Here is a 19,067-nt window from a genome sequence, read left to right as displayed (position 1 = left end):
CCCTGCCGCCCGGCCCCGGCAAAGCCTTCAGTGGCAGCAGGTGTCGGACAGGCCTTCCAGGATCGGGCAATCGGGGCGGTCGTCGCCCGAACAGCGCTCGACCAGGGCGGTCAGGGTGCGGCGCATCTCTTCCAGTTCGGCGATCTTGGCCTCGACGGCGCGGACATGGCCCTGCGCGATGGCCCGCACGTCGGCGCTGGCCCGCTCGCGGTCGCACCACAGCGCCAGCAGGTCGCCGACATCCTTGACCGAGAAGCCCAGCGAGCGGGCGCGCTGGATGAATCGCAGGGTCTCGACATCGGTCGAGCCGTAATCGCGATAACCGGCCGCCGTGCGCCCGGCCGGCGGGATCAGGCCGATTTCCTCGTAATAACGAATGGTCTTGGCCGGCACGCCCGACCGTTTGGCGACCTGACCGATATTCATGGCATCCTCCAGCGGCGCAGCAGCAGGGAATTGGTCACCACCGACACGCTGGAAAAGGCCATGGCGGCACCGGCGATGGTCGGCGACAACAGCCCGGCGGCGGCCAGCGGCAGGGCCAGCAGATTGTAGAAGAAGGCCCAGAACAGGTTCTGGCGGATCTTGGCATAGGTCGCCCGCGACAGCGAAAAGGCGGCGGGCAGCAAGGCGGGATCGCCCTTGACCAGGGTGATGCCGGCGGCCTGCATGGCGACGTCGGTGCCGGTGCCCATGGCGATGCCGATATCGGCCGCCGCCAGGGCCGGGGCGTCGTTGACGCCGTCGCCGACCATGGCCACCACATGGCCATCGGCCTGCAGGCGGCGGATTTCCGCCTCCTTGCCCTCGGGCAGCACCTCGGCCAGAACCATGGAAATGCCGACCTGCCCGGCCACCGCGGCGGCCGCCCGGGCATTGTCGCCGGTCAGCAATACCGCCTTGACCCCCAGGGCCTCGAGCCCGGCCACCGCCGCCCGGGCGCTGGGCTTGACCGGATCGGCCACCGCCAGCCAGCCGGCCAGCCTTCCATCGACCGCCACCAGCATGACGGTCCGCCCCAGCTCTTCGTGGGCTTTCATGGCTTCAGTGGCCGATTGCCAATCCACCGCCCGTTCGTCCATCAGCCGGGCCGATCCGACCAGCATGGCCCGGCCCTCGACCATGGCCTCGATGCCGCGCCCCGGCAAGGCCTTGAAGGCGGTCACCGGGGCCAGGTCCAGACCCGTCGCCGCCGCCCGCACGGCGCGGGCCAGCGGATGCTCGCTGCCGGCCTGGGCCGAGGCGGCCAGGCGCAGCACTTCCGTCCCGCCCTCGCTGGCCACCAGGGCCGGGTGACCCTCGGTCAGGGTGCCGGTCTTGTCGAACACCACCAGATTGGTGTGATGGGCCCGTTCCAGGGCGACGGCGTCCTTGATCAGGATGCCGTGGCGGGCCGCCACCCCGGTCCCGACCATGATGCCGGTCGGCGTCGCCAGCCCCAGCGCGCAGGGGCAGGCCACCACCAGAACGGCGACGGCCGCCGCGAAGCCTTGGCCCGCATCGCCGCCGATCAGCGCCCAGCCCAGGAACGACAAAGCCGCGATGGCCACCACCACCGGCACGAAGATGGCCGACACCTGGTCCACCAGCTTCTGTACCGGCGCCTTCGAGGCCTGGGCACCCTGGACCATGCGGATGATGCGCGAGATGGTGCTGTCGGCGCCGACCCGGGTGGCGGTGACCCGCAGCAAACCGTCGCCGTTGATGGCGCCGGCCACCACCGCGTCGCCGGTCTGCTTGGCCACCGGCAGGCTTTCGCCGGTGATCAGGGATTCGTCGGCCTGGCTTTCGCCATCCTGCACGATGCCATCGACGGGAAAGGCCTCGCCCGGGCGGACCACCACCAGATCGCCGGCCACCACGGCCGAGGCGGGGATTTCCACCACATGGCCGTCTCGCTCGACGCGGGCAGTGTCGGGGCGCAGCTTCATCAGGGCGCGAATGGCCCCGGCCGCCGAGCGCTTGGCCCGGGTCTCGAGGATCTTGCCCAACAGGACCAGGGTGACCACCGCCGCCGCGCCTTCGAAGTAAAGACCGCCATGGCCCTGGGCGACCACCCAGGCCGACATGCCATAGGCGGCCGAGCTGCCCAAGGCCACCAGCACATCCATGTTGCCGGCGCCCCCCCTCAGCGAGGCCCAGGCGCCGCGATAGAAGCGCCAGCCGGCGCCGAACTGCACCGGCGTCGCCAGCAGCCATTGCCAGCCGCCCGAAAGCATCCAATCGCTCCCGAACGGGGCCAGGATCATCGGCGCCACCAACGGCAGGGTCAAAACCGCCGACACCCAGAACCAGCGCCACTGGTGGGCCAGATCGCGGGCCTGCTGGGCCTCCTCGGCGCTGGTGGAATCCTCGCCGTCGGCGATCAGATGGGCGGTGAAACCGGCCTTCTCGACCGCCACCACCAGCTCGGCGGCGCCGGCCCGGCCGATGATGGTGGCGCGTTCGGCGGCAAGGTTGACACTGGCCGCCTCGACGCCGGGCACGCGGCCCAACACCTTTTCGAGCCGGGTCGAGCAGGCGGCGCAGGTCATGCCGCCGATCCTGAATTCCAGCGACGGCGACAAGGAGGCGGTAAGGGGGTCGGCAACCATGAGCGTGTTTCCTGAGAAGCGATCCATGGAAACAAGGATCGCCCTTCCAGTCACTGGAAGGTCAAGGGCTTTGTTATATGCACATTTCCTGGATATAGACCATATTTCCGCTTCCTTTGCCGATGGCACACGGCATAATTGATGGAAATGACGAGACCCGGATGGTTGGGGCAACCGGGCATGGGCATCACCCAAGGGAGGTTTTCTTCATGCCCGATGGCTCCAACGCCTCGCAGACCAGCGACCGCGCCCAGTTCGCGCAGGCCGTGGTCCAGCGTCTGACCACCATTCAAACCGAAGTCACCGAAATCGCCGGCAGCGTCGATGAAGTGGCGGTCTTCCTGGAAGACCAGATGGGCAAGTTCCAGGCGCTGAGCGCCATCGCCCAGCAAATGGCCGAGGCCATCGATGCCATCGATTCGGCCAGCAAGACCACCGACCACGTCTCGCGCGAAGCCGCCGACCGGTCCACCCACTCGCTGACCACCGTCGAGACCGCCGTTTCCAGCATTCGCGGCCTGGCCGAATCGGTTCGCGCCATTCAGGCCAGCCTTGGCGAATTGGACACCCACCTGGCCAGCGTCGGCGCCTCGACCAAGGACATCCAGGACATCGCGCGCCAGACCAACCTTTTGGCCTTGAACGCCACCATCGAATCCGAACGGGCCGGCGAGGCCGGCAAGGGCTTCGCGGTGGTGGCCGGCGAGGTCAAGGGCCTGGCCCGCAAGGCCGGCGAGGTCACCCGCACCATCGAAGGGTCGGTGGAATCGCTGACCGCCTCGATCGCCGACCTGATCGTCGCCACCGGCCAGACGGTGACCAGCGCCGGCCAGGTCAGCAACGGCGTCGGCATTATCTCCGAGACCATCAACGGCTTCGGCGACTCCCTGGAGAAAATCCACGGCCGCGTCGAGGAAATCAGCGAAGCCGCCGCCGAAGGCAAGGTCCAGTGCGAGGACGTGATCGATTACATCGATACTTTCATGATCAGCCTGTCCACCACCGGCGAGACCTTGGGCGAGGCGCGCGAGCGTATTCACCATCTGGTCGATCAGGCAACGTCGGCCGTCGAGTTCGCCAACAAGCAAAGCTGATACATGCCCAAGGAATTAGGCTGTTCGATTGGGCAAAGAGCACCTATGGCCACGCCCAACGACTAGGCCGAAAGTACGTGTGGCGAGAACAATTCTTACTTCCAACCAACGAATGGCGGAGGGATGACACCAAAGTCGCCCCGCCGTTAACAATCTGTTCTTAACTGTCACAACTTTCACCAATTCGCCCGTTTTCAGCTGTGCGTGACTTTGCCAAAATATCTGAAGCTAAATGTTTCAAATATTTTGGTTTCGGGCACCACGTTGACACACAAGCATGGTAACCACGACGAGGGAATCGTCTCGATTTCCGATCTCCGCAAGGGGGGCGGCTACGTCGCCACCGCGTCGATCGTCTTGAACGTTCTGGCCTTGGCGTTGCCGCTGGCCCTGTTGCAGGTCTACGACCGCATCATTCCCAATTCCTCGATGGGGACCTTGCTGCTGCTGCTGGCCGGCGTCGCCGGGGCGGTGTTCCTGGAATCGACCCTGCGGGTGGCGCGGGCGGAAATCATCAGCTGGATCGGCGTCCAGTACGAACACAAATCCGCCTGCAACGCGTTCTCGCGCATCATGAACGCGCCGGCCGACGAGCTGGAAAAGATCGGCCCCGGCGAATTGATCGAGCGGCTGGGCGGCCTGCCCACCGTGCGCGAGATCTTCGCCGAGAACTGGACCCTGGTGGTCTGCGACCTTCCCTTCGTGCTGCTGTTCCTGGGCGGCATCGCCTATCTGGCCGGCTGGCTGGTGGTGGCGCCGTCGGCCGTGCTGGTGGCCTTCGTCATCGTCACCATGGCCGGCAAGGCCAGGTCCGAGAAGGCGCTGGCCGACTTCAATCAGGTGCGTGACCGCCGCCAGAACTTCTCGATCGAGGTCATCCACGGCGTCCATTCCGTCAAGGCCCTGGCGATGGAGGCGCAGATGATCCAGCGCTACGCCCGCCTGCAGGCGGCGGTGGCGCAGCATTCCCATCAGGTGGTCCACATCAACGCCAACGCGCTCGGCATGGCCGGGGTGTTCTCGCAATTGCTGACGCTGTCGGTGGTGGTGTTCGGCGGCCTGATGGTGGTCGACAACGCCCTGACCGTCGGCGGCCTGTCGGCCTGCACCCTGCTGGCCGGCCGCGCCCTGCAGCCGATCCAGAAGGCGGTGGGGCTTTACACCCGCTGGCGCCAGGCGCTGATGATGCGCGACCGCTTCGAGACCATCTTCACCCTGCCGGGCGAGCCGCGCCCCGCCGCCCCGGTGATCCAGCCGCTCAAGGGCAAGATCGAGCTGAAGGATGTCCACTTCAATGCCGGCCCCGAGGCCGAACCGCTGTTCACCGGCCTGAACCTGTCGGTCGAGCCGGGCGAACGCATCGCCATCGGCGGCGAGAATGGCGGCGGCAAATCGACCTTGCTGCGCCTGATCCACGGCAGCATCGCGCCGCACCAGGGCCAGGTCCTGCTGGACGGCATCGCCGTCGGCGATTTCGACCGCGACCATTTGCTGCGCCAGGACGGCGTCGCCTTCATCCCGCAGCGCGGCGAATTGCTGCGCGGGACCATCCTGGAAAACCTGACCATGTTCCGTGCCGACCGGCGCAAGGACGCCTTGCGGCTGGCCTCGGTGCTGGGGCTGGACGACGTCATCTACCGCCTGGCCAACGGCTACCACACCCGCGTCGGCGACGGATCGTCCGACATTCTGCCGCGCGGCGTGATCCAGCGGGTGGCGGTGGTGCGCTCGCTGGTCAGCCGCCCCCGCATCTTGCTGTTCGACGAGGCCAACGCCGCCATGGACGGCCCCGGCGACGAACGCCTGCGCCAATATTTCGAATCCATGAGCCGCGACACGAGCCTGATCATGATCACGCTGCGCCCGTCGCTGCAGCGCCTGGCCGACCGCATGTACCGCATCGACCAGGGCCGACTGGTCGAGGCCGCGGTGCCGGTGGCGCCGCCCCAGCCGGCCGCCCCCCTGCCCGCGCAGGTGCCGGCATGATCTCGCACATTCACCCCGACATCGGCTGGGGCGTCCCGCCCCGGCGCGTCGAACTGGACGAACAGCAATCGGCCAGCGGCACCCTGGGCGGGTTCGAGGCGGTGACCGACCTGGCGGCGACGGTGTTGCCGCTGTTGTCGGCGCTGGGATGGGAAGGCGAACTGGTCCACATCGCCGAATCGCTGCCGCATTTCGCCGACGGATTGGACCTGACCGACCTGTTGAACGTGATGGCCAATCTGGGCTTTTCCAGCCAGTCGATCGACATCGCGCCGGCCCGCATGGACCCGCGCCTGATGCCCTGCCTGTACCTGCCGCCCCATGGCAAGGCCGAGGTGCTGGTCCGCGTCGAGCCCGAGGGCATCGTCGCCTTCGACACCGACACCCGCACCTATCGCCATATCGCGCCGCCCGCCGAGCGCGGTCGCGTCTATCTGTTCCGCACCCTGGACGAGGATGCGCGCCAGCAATTCGAGGAGGCGCCGAAGAACTTCGTCGGCGCGACCCTGCGCCGCTTCATCCCGCTGTTCGTGCGGATGCTGGGCGCCAGTCTGGTGTCGAACCTGTTGGTGCTGGTCACGCCGCTGTTCATCATGGCCATCTACGACCAGTTCCTGCCGACCGGGTCGGTGCCGCTGCTGGTGTCGCTGCTGGCCGGTTCGGCCATCGCGGTGGCCGGCGATTATGCCATCCGCTCGGTGCGCTCGAAGATGATCGCCTATATGGGGGCGCGCCTGGATCACCTGCTGGGCCTGGCGGTGTTCCGCCGCCTGATGCTGCTGGCCCCGCCTTATACCGAGCAGGCCAATTCCAACGCCCAGATCGCCCGCCTGCGCGATTTCGAGATGGTGCGCGAATTCTTCACCGGGCCGCTGGCCACCACCCTGGCCGAGGCCCCATTCATCGTCGTGTTCCTGGTGGCCATGGCCATCATCGGCGGGCCGCTGGTCTTCGTGCCGCTGGCCGCGCTGATCTTGTTCGCGGCGACGGCGGTGATCGCCCGGCCGGTGGTCGAAACCCGGGTGACGGCGGCGACGCGGGCGTCGTCGCGGCGCCAGGAATTCCTGGTCGAGGCCTTGTCCAAGCCGCGCGCCATCAAGGAGGCCGGTGCCGCCGGCATCTGGTCCGATCGGTTCCGCGAATTGTCGGCCGACGCCTGCCTGAAGAACCACCGGACCGCCCGGGCCAACCTGATCGTCGCCACCGCCTCGCAGGCCCTGGTGGTGATCGCCGGCCTGTTCACCCTGGGCTGGGGCGTCGAGCGGGTGATGACCGGCCACATGACCACCGGCGGCCTGATGGCGACGATGATCGTGGTGTGGTGGATCTTGCGCCCGGTGCAGACCGGCTTCTCGCTGGCGTCGCAGGTGGAACGGGTCCAGGCCTCGGTCGCCCAGATCAACCGCCTGATGCATCTGAAGGCCGAGCGGGTGCTGGCGCCGTCGGTGCAGGCGGTGCCGCACTTCAAGGGCCGGGTCACCTTGTCCAACGTGTCGCTGCGCTACAGCCCCGACGCCGACCCGGCGGTCCTGGGCCTGACCATGCAGGCCGAACCGGGCGAGGTGGTGGCGCTGGTGGGCCCCAACGGATCCGGCAAGTCGACGCTGCTGAAGCTGGTGCTGGGGCTTTACCGGCCGCAGACCGGCGCCGTGCTGATCGACGACATCGACATCCGCCAACTCGACGCCATCGAGCTGCGCCGCCTGATCGCCTATGTGCCGCAGCAGCCCGACATCTATTTCGGCACGGTGGCGCAGAATCTGCGCCTGGCCCGGCCCGAGGCGTCGCTGGAGGAACTGCATTGGGCCTGCGGCGAGGCCGGCCTGCTGGACGAAATCCTGGAATTGCCGCAGCAATTCGACACCAAGCTGGGCGACGGCACCACCGACCGGCTGCCGGCCAGCTTCCGCCAGCGTCTGTCGCTGGCGCGGGCCTACCTCAAGCGGGCGCCGATCACCTTGTTCGACGAACCGGCTTCCAGCCTGGATTTCATGGCCGACCGCCAATTCATGTTGACCCTGGAGCGCATGCGCACCCACTCGACCGTCTTCCTGGTCACCCATCGCCCCAGCCACCTGAAGCTGGCCGACAAGGTGGCGGTGCTGGTGCAAGGCCAGGTGCGCATGTACGGCCCGGCCAAGCAGGTGCTTGACCGCCTGCCGCCGAACTTCTTCTGAAAAGCGATGTGACCATGACCGCCAACGCCCAACTCGCCCCCGCCCCCGTCAAGCTGGAAAAGGCCTCGCGCCAGATCCGGCACCTGGCCCAGTTCGCCATCGTCGAGGAAGCCGGCATCTCGGTGGTGTCGCGCTCGGCGGTGCTGATCGTGACCGCGGTGGTGGTGGCCTTCCTGGTATGGTCGGCGCTGATGCGCATGGACGAGGTGGCGGTCACCTTCGGCTCGGCGGTGCCGGCCAAGTCGGTGCAGGTGGTCCAGCATCTGGAAGGCGGCATCGTGCGCGAAATCCTGGTCGAGGACCGCGCCATGGTCGAGGCCGGCCAGGTGCTGGTGCGGCTTGACCCCATCCAGGCCGCCGCCGAGCTGGAGCAGGCGCAAAGCCGGCGCATGAGCCTGCTGATCAAGGTCGAGCGCCTGCGCGCCTATGCCGAGGGCCGCCAGCCCAACTTCGCCGACATTCCGCCCAAGTACCAGCCGCTGGTGACCGACCAGATGGACATTCTGGCCGCCAATTCCGATCGCTGGGTGTCGCAGCGCAAGGTGTTCGAGGAACAGATCCAGCAAAAGCGCGAGGAAATCCGCGCGGCGCAGCAGCAGCAGAAATCGGTGACGGAACAGCTGACCCTGGTCACCGAGGAAGTCGGCATGCGCGAGACCCTGTTCGCCGCCGGCCATTCCAGCAAGGTCGATTATTACGCCGTGCGCCGCCAGCGCGCCGCCATCGAAAGCGAGCTGTCGCGACTGAAGGGCCAGGAAGGCACCGCCGCCAAGTCGCTGGAAGAGCTGAACCGCCGCATCGCCGACCTCGACAACAACCAGCGCCAGGACGCCCGCGGCGAGTTGGGCACGGTCAGCGCCGAGCTGGCCCAGGTCGAGGAATCGCTGGGCCGCCTGAGCGACCGGGTCAACCGCCTGGAAGTGGTGTCGCCGGTCAAGGGCTATGTCCAGAACCTCAAGGCCAAGACCGTCGGCGCGGTGGTGCCGGCCGGCGGCATGCTGATGGAAATCGTGCCGGTCGATGACAATCTGCTGATCGAGACCAAGATCAGCACCCGCGATGTCGGCCACCTGCACCAGGGCCAAAAGGTCATCGTCAAGGTGGCGTCCTACGATTTCGTCCGCTTCGGCAGCATCGAGGGCCGGTTGAAGGACATTTCGGCGACCACCTATGTCGATGAAAAGGACAACGCGCCTTATTACAAGGGCTGGGTCGAAATCCCCCATCCCTGGGTCGGCCACAATCCCGGCGAGAACCGCATCCTGCCGGGCATGACCGTGCAAGCCGACATCATCACCGGCGACAAGACCTTGCTGCAGTACCTGTTGAAACCGTTGCAACAATCGTTCTCGCAGGCATTCCGCGAACGGTGATCGAACGATTGTGCCTTTTGGGGCCCGTGGGAGGGAAACATGGCTGAAGACAACCTGAACCAGACCGAGAGCCAAAGCCCGGAATCCGGCGGCACCGAAAATGTCGCGACGCTGGACGCGCTGCACTTGGACGGCAAGGGCCTGGACGGCCTGGAAGACGCCCAGGAACAGGAACTGACCAACACCGACGAGGTCGAGGGCGAGGACGTCAAGGCCTTCGCCAACGTCCAGAGCGCCGGACGCGAGACCTTCGAGAAGATGGTGGCCGGCGCCCCGGCCGAAGAGGGCGCCATTCCGGTCGGCGACCAGGTGGTCCCCGAACCCTACGCCCCCAGCGAGCCCGACAATCAGGTCGAGGCGCAATTCTCGAACCCGTTCCCGGCCTTCCCGCAGGAGGCCGAGGCCGATTCCGCCGAGGAGGCCCGCCCCGCCCTCGAGGCCGCCCCGCGCGAGGAAGAGCGCCCGACCGACGCGCCGCCGCCGGCCGACCCGGACGTCGGTGACGAGGACCCCGCCCCCGCCCCGGCCGAGACCTCTGCGGCGCCGCTTCTGCCGGTCGAACCGCTGCCGGTCACCGATCCCGTCGAGGTTTTGCCAGGCATCGCCCAGGCGCCGACCCTGACGCTGGAAACCGTGGCCAACGGCACCGAGGACCAACTGACCCAGCTGAAATTCACGGTCGATACCAACGATACCGATGGCTCGGGCGACGTCTTTTCCCGGATCGAGATTTCCGGCATTCCCACCGATTTCGAGATCGTCAATTCGAACGGCAATCCGATCGGCATCCGTGACGGCGACAGCTGGGTGCTGGACAACCCCACCGCGCTCGATTTGGCCGACATCTATCTGAAGAACACGGATTCCGACGACGATTCCGACTTCTCGGGCGACTTCACCCTGCGGGTCACCGCCACCGCCGCCGATCCATCGACCACCGCCGCCACCACCCTGGACGTGCCGGTCCATATCGAGGCGGTGGCCGACATTCCGGTCATCGCCGTCGAAGACACCTTCGGCATGGAAAACCAGTGGCAAGACCTGGACATCGACCTGACCTCGAAAGACCAGGACGGCTCGGAATACCAGCAGATCTATGTCACCGGCCTGCCCGACGGCGCCCAGTTGAATCACGGCACCGTGCTGACCAGCCCGGTGGTGATCGACGGCATCACCCTTCCGGCCGGCTCGGTTCTGGTCGATGCCGCCGACATCGCCGACCTGAAGGTGCTGCCGCCCACCAACGACAGCCATGACTTCACCCTGACCGTGCGCGGCATCAGCACCGAGACCCCCAATGGCGACCAGGCCATTTCCGACCCGCTGACCATCCAGGTCGATGTCGGCATCGTGGCGCCTTCTGCCTCGGGCTCGGGCGTCGGCGATGAAGACGATTGGGCGCTGCTGGACCTGGGCGCCTCGGTCAACCTGCCCGACGGGACCGAGGTGCTGACCGTCGCCCTGACCGACCTGCCGGCCGACGCCCAATTGGCGACCCGCGACGGCACCGTGCTGGTCCCTGACCAAAACGGCGCCTATGCCATCGCCCTGACCGATCTGGATAATCTGAAGGTGCGCTGGACCAATCCAGCCCACACCGATGCCGACATCAATTTCAATCTGACCGCCACCGTCCGCGACGGCGACACCGACAGCGATTCGGCCGCCGTTCAGGCCGGCGCGCCCGACGTCAATGCCGTCACCGTGCCGGTCACCGCCATCATCCGCGCGGTAGCCGACGCGCCGACCCTGTCGGCCTCGGCCATCGGCGTCGAGGATCAGTGGCACGCGTTGACCATCAATTCGGCCCTGGTCGATGCCGACGGCTCGGAAAGCCTGGCGATCACCGTGGCCGGGCCGGCCGGCTTTTCCTTGAATGTCGGCACCGAGACCAGCCCCGGCACCTGGAGCCTGACTCCGGCCCAGTTGACCGGCCTGCAATTCAAGCCGCCGCAAGACAGCGATGCCGACTTCAACCTGACCATCACCGCCACCACCACCGAGGCGGCCACCGGCGACCAATTGGCGGTCAAGACCGCCAGCACCACCAGCACCATCACCGTCAAGGTGCTGTCCGACGCCGACGCCCCCATCGTGGCGGTGGACGAGCCGGCCAAGCATGTGGCCGAGGACGGCTTCTACAATCTGCGCACCGTGCTTGAAGACGGCGGCTATGCCGTGACCGGTTCCTTGGGCGAACTGGGCGCCACCGACGGCCAGACCGCCAGCCCGGACGGATCGGAAAGCCTGACCTTCCAGATCGATCCGGTCGAGGCCATCGGCCTTCGCCTGCAGACCTATGATGCCGGCACCGGCACCTGGTCCGACCTGGCCCTGTCGGGCGGGGTGTGGACGGTCTCGGCCGCCCAGGTGTTCGGCGGCCAGGTCCGGGTCGGCGGCCCGGCCGACTGGGCGTCTGCCAGCAATGCCGATTCCATCCATTTCGACATCCGCACCATCGCCACCGAAGCCAACGATTCCACCGACGATGCCCTGCAGGCGGCCAATCCCGGCCTGACCCGCGACGGCCAGGCGACCAGTGCCTGGGACCGGCTGACCCTGGTCATCGATCCGGTCGCCGACACCGCCACCCTGGTCGATGCCAATGCCGGCAACGAGGATCAGGCGGGCGGCATCACCATCGACCCGGTCGCCACCTTCACCGACACCGACTTCTCGGAACGGCCCGATCCCAACGGCACGGTCACCATCGTCTCGTCCGATCCCGACATGACCAGCGGCCATTTCGAGCTGACGCTGAACGGGGTCACCACCACCATCGCCCCCACCATCGGCGGCGACGGCGCCTATAGCTGGGCCATCCCCGGCTCGGCCTTCGAGCAGTCGGGCGCCAATGCCAACCAGTGGACGCTGGCCGGGCTCAAGTTCTTCCCCGCCACCCATCTGGCCGAGGACGCCACCTACACCATCAACGTGCCGGCCTATGACACCCAGACCGGTGTCGCGCGCGTGCTGACCGCCACCGGCTCGGTGACGGTGGAGGCCATCGCCGACATCCCCGACCTGGCGGCCGGGCGGACCTACGGCATGGAAAACACCGCCATCGCCGTCGATATTTCCGCCTCGCTGGTCGATCTGGACGGGTCCGAGACCCAGTGGGTCTATGTCGCCGACTTCCCGGCCGGCGCCGTCTTCAACCACGGCACCGTCACCACCCAGGCCGTCACCGTCGATGGCATCACCATTCCGGCCGGCGCCTTGAAGGTGGCCCCCGCCGACCTGCCCAGCCTGACCGTCACCCCGCCGGCCAATTATTCCGACGACATGACCTTCCGGGTGTGGTCGACCACCGCCGAGACCCGGAACGGCGACATGGCCATCAACGGCCCGGTCACCGCCATGGTCGATGTCGGCATCGTCGATCCGTCGGCCGCCGGTTCCGGTACCGGCACCGAGGGCCAGTGGACCACCTTGGCCTTGTCGGCCAACGTCAACGCCGCCGACGGCAACGAAACCCTGCGCGTCTTCATCGAGGATCTGCCGACCGGGGCCGAACTGGCCCGGGTCGATAATGGCGGATCCTTCACCCAGGTCACCTATACCGGCTCGGACGGCCAAAGCCACACCGGCTACGAGGTCACCGGCAACCTTGCCAACGTCAAGGTGCGCTGGACCGACACCAATGCCGATGCCGACATCGCCCTGAATCTGCGCGCCGTCGCCGTCGACCGCGACGCCGATGCCGCCACCGATTCCGGCGGCATCGACCGCGCCACCGCCATCACCGATCCGGTGGCCCCCGATACGTCCGACGTCGTGGTGCCGATCAGCGTCACCATCAAGGCGGCGGCCGACGCGCCGACCCTGTCGGCCTCGGCGGTCGGCGTCGAGGACAAGTGGGCGGCGCTCAACATCACCACCGCGCTCGCCNGGATCTGCCGACCGGGGCCGAACTGGCCCGGGTCGATAATGGCGGATCCTTCACCCAGGTCACCTATACCGGCTCGGACGGCCAAAGCCACACCGGCTACGAGGTCACCGGCAACCTTGCCAACGTCAAGGTGCGCTGGACCGACACCAATGCCGATGCCGACATCGCCCTGAATCTGCGCGCCGTCGCCGTCGACCGCGACGCCGATGCCGCCACCGATTCCGGCGGCATCGACCGCGCCACCGCCATCACCGATCCGGTGGCCCCCGATACGTCCGACGTCGTGGTGCCGATCAGCGTCACCATCAAGGCGGCGGCCGACGCGCCGACCCTGTCGGCCTCGGCGGTCGGCGTCGAGGACAAGTGGGCGGCGCTCAACATCACCACCGCGCTCGCCGATACCGACGGGTCCGAGACCCTGGCGGTCTATGTCAGCAGCCTGCCCCCCGGCACCACCTTGTCGGCCGGCACCTATCTGGCCGGCGGCGAGATTCTGGCCGACGGCAGCACCATTCCCGCCGGCTCGTGGAAGCTGAATGCGGGCGAACTGTCCGGCCTGAAGATCGCCAACCTACCGACCGACAGCGACAGCGACTTCCAGATCACCGTGCGCTCGGTGGCCACCGAGCAGGCCAGCGACGGCCAGGTGGCCGCCAAGGTGGCGATCAGCACCTCGACCTTCAACGCCACCATCTTCGCCGACGCCGACAAGCCGGTGACCTGGGTCGATCCCGACACCCAAATCATCAACGAAGATTCGATGTTCCAGCTGCGCAGCGTGCTGCCCGGCTACGACCCGGCCACCGCCAAGTCCGGCGAGACCGGCAGCGCCTATGGCACCAGTGCCGCCAGCGCGGTGTCGGCCGACGGCTCGGAAACCGTCACCTTGTTCCGCATCTATCCGACCGAGACCGGCACCCGGCTGGCGATCAGCGCCGATTCGACCATCTCGGCCGGCGAGTACCAGACCCTGCCGGCGTCCGGCTATTGGGAGGTTTCGTCGGCCGATGTGTTCGCCGGCAAGGTCTATGTCGGCGGCAAGGCCAATTGGTCGGCCGCCACCGATGGCGACACCATTCATTTCGACGTCCGCACCGTGGTCCGCGAGAGCGACTTTGCCGCCAACACGTCGTCGCTGTCCGGCACCGGCCTCTCGCGCCTGACCGAGAATGTCAGCGATCCCGCCACCTTGACCCTGAAGGTCAACCCGGTGGCCGACGCCCCCACACTTTCGGTGTCTGGCGTTGGCGTCGAGGACAAGTGGGCGGCGCTCTCCATCTCGACCGCGCTGACCGACACTGACGGCTCGGAATCCATCGCCGCGATCTATGTTTCCGGCATTCCCGCCGGGGCCAGCCTGTCGGCCGGCACCTTGCTGGCCGCCGACGAGACCCTGGCCGACGGCACCACCATCATTCCCGCCGGCACCTGGAAGCTGGCGAGCGGCGATCTGGCCGGCCTGAAGGTCACCAACCTTCCCACCGATTCCGACGCCGACTTCACCATCACCGTCAAGTCGGTGGCGGTCGAGAACGCCGCCGGCACGCCAGCCTCGGGCAAGATCGCGGTGACCACCGCCAACGCCACCGTCACGGTGTTCGGCGATGCCGACAAGCCCACTGTGCGGGTCGATGCCGACACCCAGATCATCAACGAAGATACCATGTTCCAACTGCGCTCGGTGCTGGCGGGTTACGACCCGGTCAGCGGCACCCTGGGCGAGGCCGGCAGCGCCCTGGCCACCAGCGCCGCCACGGCGATTTCGGCGGACGGATCGGAAACCCTGACCCTGTTCCGCATCTACCCGACCGAGACCGGCACCCGCCTGGCCATCAGCCCGGATACGACCATCGCCACCGGCGAGTACGTCGCCCTGCCCGCCTCGGGCTATTGGGAGGTGTCGGCGGCCGACGTCTTCGCCGGCAAGGTCTATGTCGGCGGCAAGGCCAACTGGTCTTCCGCCACCGACGGCGACACCATCCATTTCGACATCCGCACCGTGGCGCGCGAGGGCGACTATGCCGCCAACACCTCGGCGCTGACCGGCACCGGCCTGACCCGCGCGACCGAGACCGTGTCCGACCCGATGACCTTGACCTTGAAGGTGACCCCGGTGGCCGACAGCACCACCGTCGGCACCCTGTCGGCCGGCAACGAGGATGTGGCCATCGCCTTCAACCCGCAATTCACCCTGAACGACCAGGACGGGTCGGAGCATCTGGCCGGCACGGTGGACATCCTGATCCCCAAGGCCACCGCCCACGGACAGTTGACCGACGCGGCCGGCACGCCGCTGTCCTTCACCGACGACGGCACCAACTATGTCTATTCCTTCCCGGTGGCGTCGCTGACCACCACCCAGACGGTGGCCGGCGTGCCGGTCAAGTTCCGCCTGGACGGCGTCAAGTTCGACAATGTCGAGCATTCCGACACCGACCTGATCTACAAGATCCGCGTCACCAGCGAGGATAGCGGCGGCACCCGGAACACCTACACCACCCCCAACCAGACCCTGGTGGTCAAGGCGGTGGCCGATGCCCCGGTGGTGGCGGTCGGCAACGCCGTCAACGGCGTGGTGACCGGCACCGAAGACACCCGCATCGACCTGGATCTGTCGGCTTTGCGGGTCGACCTGGACGGTTCGGAAAGCCTGTCCAAGGCCGAACTGTGGAGCGTCGATGACGGCTGGGAGATCGGCTATGTCAACGGGTCCGGCCAGTATAGCGCCGCCACCAGCCTGGGCGGCGGCAAGTGGCAGCTCGATACCGCCAAGCTGGACCAGGTGGTGGTGACGGCGCCGGCCGACAGCCATCATCTGTCGGCGGCCAACGTGCAGATGGAGTTCCACGCCTGGACGCTGGAAGCCGCCACCGGCAGCCAGTTGGCGGTGGCCGAGGCGACCAGCCAGGTCAGCTTCCAGGTGGTGGTGAACGCCGACGCCGACACCCCGACCCTGCAATTGTCCCACGCCCGCGTCGACGAGGATGCCCGCGTCAAGCTGGAGATCAAGGCGGCGCTGACCGACACCGACGGCTCGGAAAGCCTGAGCTATTTCATCTCGAACCTGCCCGACGGCGGCACCTTGCAGACCTCGGCCGGCGGCCTGGCCGGGACCTTGGTGTCGTTCGACGGCAACAACCAGCCCTATGCCGACGCCAACGGCACCACCTGGATGCTGACCCCCGCCCAGATCGGCAACGTCTATTTCGTGCCCAAGCACGATTCCAACGTCGATGGCAATATCACCGTCACGGCGCGCTCGACCGAGGGCTCGAACCTCGACATCGCCGAGAACATTCAGACCCTGCGGGTCATCGTCAAGGGCATCTCGGACGGGCCGGAAATCCCGGCCGAGCACCTGTTGACCAACGGCGCCGGCCAGCCGGTGCTGGATGCCAACGGGCGCCAGATCCTTTCGGCCGTCGGCATCGAGGACAAGATCACCGACGCCCACGGCACCGCCTCGGGCTCGGGCTCGGGGGCGCTGATCGATCCCGGCTTCGGCGATTACGGCACGCTGGACATCGACAATTCCGAAACGCTGTCCATCGTCATCAAGAACGTGCCGGCCGACATCTCGATCGAGATGGCCAATGGCGGCGAGTCCTACCTGAAATATATCGGCGCCGACAAATGGTCGGTCGATCCCAGCCATCTGGGCGACGTGCGTTTCCGCGCGCCTTCCAATTATGCCGGGACCTTCGACGTCAAGCTGGACCTGATCACCACCGAGGATGATGGCCATTCGCTGGGCCAGGAGCGGACGCTGCGGGTGGCGGTCGATGCCGATGCCGACATTCCGAACGGCTCGATCGGCGCATCGGTCGCCGAGGATTCGTGGCGCTCGGGGGCCACCGACAACGGCATCGCCATCAACGTCTCGGCCTCGGTCGCCGACACCACCGGCGGCGTCGAGCATGTCAGCGCCCTGGTCATCGACCTCGACACCAGCCTGCTGGGCGGCATCGATCCGAACGGCGTGTCGCTGACCTTCGGCGGCCAGACCTATACCGCGATCAACGGCCACATCACCATCAGCCTGTCGGAAACCCCCGGTGCCGGCCAGTTGAACCTGGCCAGCCATTTCACCGACAATACCGCCAACGGCCTGGCCAACGATTCCGGCAGCCTGTCGGCGATGAAGCTGTACGGCGTGCCGGCCGACTGGTCCAACGACATCCCCATCAAGCTGACGGTGACGGCGACCGATATCGACGGCTCGACCGCGACGCGGGTGGTCAACGGCAAGGTGGCGATCTCGCCCGATGTCGATCAGCCGACCTTCACGGTGGATGACAGCACCATCTCGGCCTATCCCGGCGAGGTGGTCGATCTGGCCGCCGATACCGGCGCCAACCTGACCTTCGGCCTGAATGACGACGATCTGTCGGAAGCGGCCAGCTATTTCATGGTCACCGGCGTCCCGCAGGGCATGGTGCTGTCCTACGGCATCAATGCCGGCGAGGGAACCTGGATCCTGCCGGCCAGCGCCGGCACCTTCCCGCCCACACTCAGCACCAACTATACCGGCACCGCGACCTTGAACTTCTATGCGGTGGTCAAGGACACCGATTCCGAGGGCCATGTCGATACCGACCGCTTCGGCCCGGTGGCGGTGACGCTGACGGTCGCCGCCGACGGCACCCATCCCGGCAACGGCCCGTGGCCGACCACGCCCCCGGCCACCATCGGCGCCCCCGACATCGCAGGCTCCCTGGCCACCCCCGAGGATACCGCCTTCACTCTGGGCGGCCTGACCGTGACCGCCGACAATCCGGCCACCGAGACGATCAGCGGCCTGGTGGTCACCGACGTTCCGGCCGGCGCTTCGGTGTCGGGCGGCTATTACAACTTCCTGACCGGCGACTGGGTGGTGCCGGCCGGATCGGCCGCCTCGCTGTCGATCACCCCGCCCGACGATTTCTCAGGGACCATGGCGATCGGCCTGCGGGCGGTGGCCATCAAGGACGGGCTTTACGCCGTCACCGAAACCGCCGCCCTGCCGGTGGCGGTCAGCCCGGTCACCGACGGTGCCTCGTTCGCGCTGTCGGCCAATGGCGGCGGCGCCATCATCGAGGACATGGGCGACATCCCGCTGTCGATCTCGCTGGCCGAACTGGATGCCGATTACTCGGAATCCCTGGTCGATGGCGTGCTGACCATCCGGCTGACCGGCGGCGCCGGCCAGTTGGTCGATGCCAGCGGCACCCCGCTGATTCCGGTGTCTGCCAACACCTATCAGGTCAATGTCGCCGACTTCGCCGCCAACGGCTCGAGCAGCCTGACCGGCCTGTCGTTCCGGCCGCCGGCCCAATATTCGGGCCAGGTGTCGCTCGCCTTCTCGATCACCGTGTCGGACCAGGGGGCAACGGCTGCCACCGCCACCGGCGCGCTCAGCTTCTCGGTCCAGGCCGACGCCGACGCGCCCATCGTCCATGCCAACGCGGTCAGCGGCAACGAGGATACCGCCATCGCCCTGGACGTCATGATGGACGGCAAGGATCTGGTGGGGGCCAACACCTATGGCTCGGAAGGCATCTCGGTGGTCATCGGCAATGTGCCGGCCGGCGCGCTGATCCAGGGCGCCTTCAATAACAATGACGGCACCTGGACGGTCAAGGGCGCCAATATCAGCCTGGTCAACGACCCGACCCACGGCTGGGTCGCCAAGCTGACCGGGGTCAGCTTCCTGCCCGGCCAGGACGATTCGTCCGACTGGAATTTGACGGTCACCGCCTATACCTCGGAGAACGGGGTGAAGAACGAGATCGCCTCGGCCTCGGGCTCTTTCACCGTCACCGTCAACGGTGTCGCCGACCAGCCGACCATCGATCCGCAGGCCGCCTCGGGCTCCGAGGATGTCGAGCTGGCGCTCAACCTCAACGCCCAATTGATCGACCTGTCGGAAGGCCTGTCGGTGACCATCGGCAACGTGCCGGTGGGCGCCACCT

Annotated in this window: 6 protein-coding genes; 4 read left to right on the top strand and 2 right to left on the bottom strand. The window is 67.2% G+C overall.

The annotated features are described in order from the left end of the window. Positions 1-27: 27 nt before the first annotated feature. On the bottom strand, positions 28-426 hold the full coding sequence (cueR, locus tag MTBLM5_RS01430; RefSeq protein ID WP_173974014.1) for a Cu(I)-responsive transcriptional regulator: 399 nt from the start codon (positions 424-426) through the stop codon (positions 28-30). Then, positions 423-2,594 carry a cation-translocating P-type ATPase gene (locus MTBLM5_RS01425; RefSeq protein ID WP_173974013.1) on the bottom strand — a complete coding sequence of 724 codons (2,172 nt, stop codon included), beginning with the start codon at positions 2,592-2,594 and terminating at the stop codon, positions 423-425. The genes cueR and MTBLM5_RS01425 overlap by 4 nt, the downstream gene beginning before the upstream one ends. 209 nt (positions 2,595-2,803) lie before the next feature. Between MTBLM5_RS01425 and MTBLM5_RS01420 the strand changes: the two genes are divergently transcribed. The 4 genes from MTBLM5_RS01420 (at position 2,804) to MTBLM5_RS01405 (ending at position 9,224) form a co-directional block, all read left to right on the top strand. Beyond that, positions 2,804-3,688, top strand: a complete 885-nt coding sequence (locus MTBLM5_RS01420; protein WP_173974012.1) for a methyl-accepting chemotaxis protein — start codon at positions 2,804-2,806, stop codon at positions 3,686-3,688. Positions 3,689-3,952: 264 nt separating this feature from the next. Then, the gene (locus MTBLM5_RS01415; RefSeq protein WP_173974011.1) at positions 3,953-5,674 is read left to right on the top strand and encodes a peptidase domain-containing ABC transporter; all 1,722 of its coding nucleotides are present in this window, start codon (positions 3,953-3,955) and stop codon (positions 5,672-5,674) included. Further along, positions 5,671-7,851 (top strand): peptidase domain-containing ABC transporter, encoded by a 2,181-nt coding sequence (locus tag MTBLM5_RS01410; protein WP_173974010.1) that lies wholly within the window; start codon positions 5,671-5,673, stop codon positions 7,849-7,851. The genes MTBLM5_RS01415 and MTBLM5_RS01410 overlap by 4 nt, the downstream gene beginning before the upstream one ends. Before the next feature lie 14 nt (positions 7,852-7,865). Next, positions 7,866-9,224, top strand: a complete 1,359-nt coding sequence (locus MTBLM5_RS01405) for an HlyD family type I secretion periplasmic adaptor subunit (RefSeq protein ID WP_173974009.1) — start codon at positions 7,866-7,868, stop codon at positions 9,222-9,224. Positions 9,225-19,067: the final 9,843 nt, after the last annotated feature.

Origin of the sequence: Magnetospirillum sp. LM-5, from assembly GCF_902729445.1 — a bacterium.
Lineage (GTDB): Bacteria > Pseudomonadota > Alphaproteobacteria > Rhodospirillales > Magnetospirillaceae > Magnetospirillum.
Note: the sequence above shows the minus strand (reverse complement) of the source record. Positions and strands in the feature narration are given on the sequence as shown.

Excerpts from the sequence above, each read along its gene's own strand:
- cueR (WP_173974014.1), bottom strand. The coding sequence starts at position 426 with ATGAATATCGGTCAGGTCGCCAAACGGTCGGGCGTGCCGGCCAAGACC.
- MTBLM5_RS01420 (WP_173974012.1), top strand. The coding sequence starts at position 2,804 with ATGCCCGATGGCTCCAACGCCTCGCAGACCAGCGACCGCGCCCAGTTC.
- MTBLM5_RS01410 (WP_173974010.1), top strand. The coding sequence starts at position 5,671 with ATGATCTCGCACATTCACCCCGACATCGGCTGGGGCGTCCCGCCCCGG.
- MTBLM5_RS01425 (WP_173974013.1), bottom strand. The coding sequence starts at position 2,594 with ATGGTTGCCGACCCCCTTACCGCCTCCTTGTCGCCGTCGCTGGAATTC.
- MTBLM5_RS01405 (WP_173974009.1), top strand. The coding sequence starts at position 7,866 with ATGACCGCCAACGCCCAACTCGCCCCCGCCCCCGTCAAGCTGGAAAAG.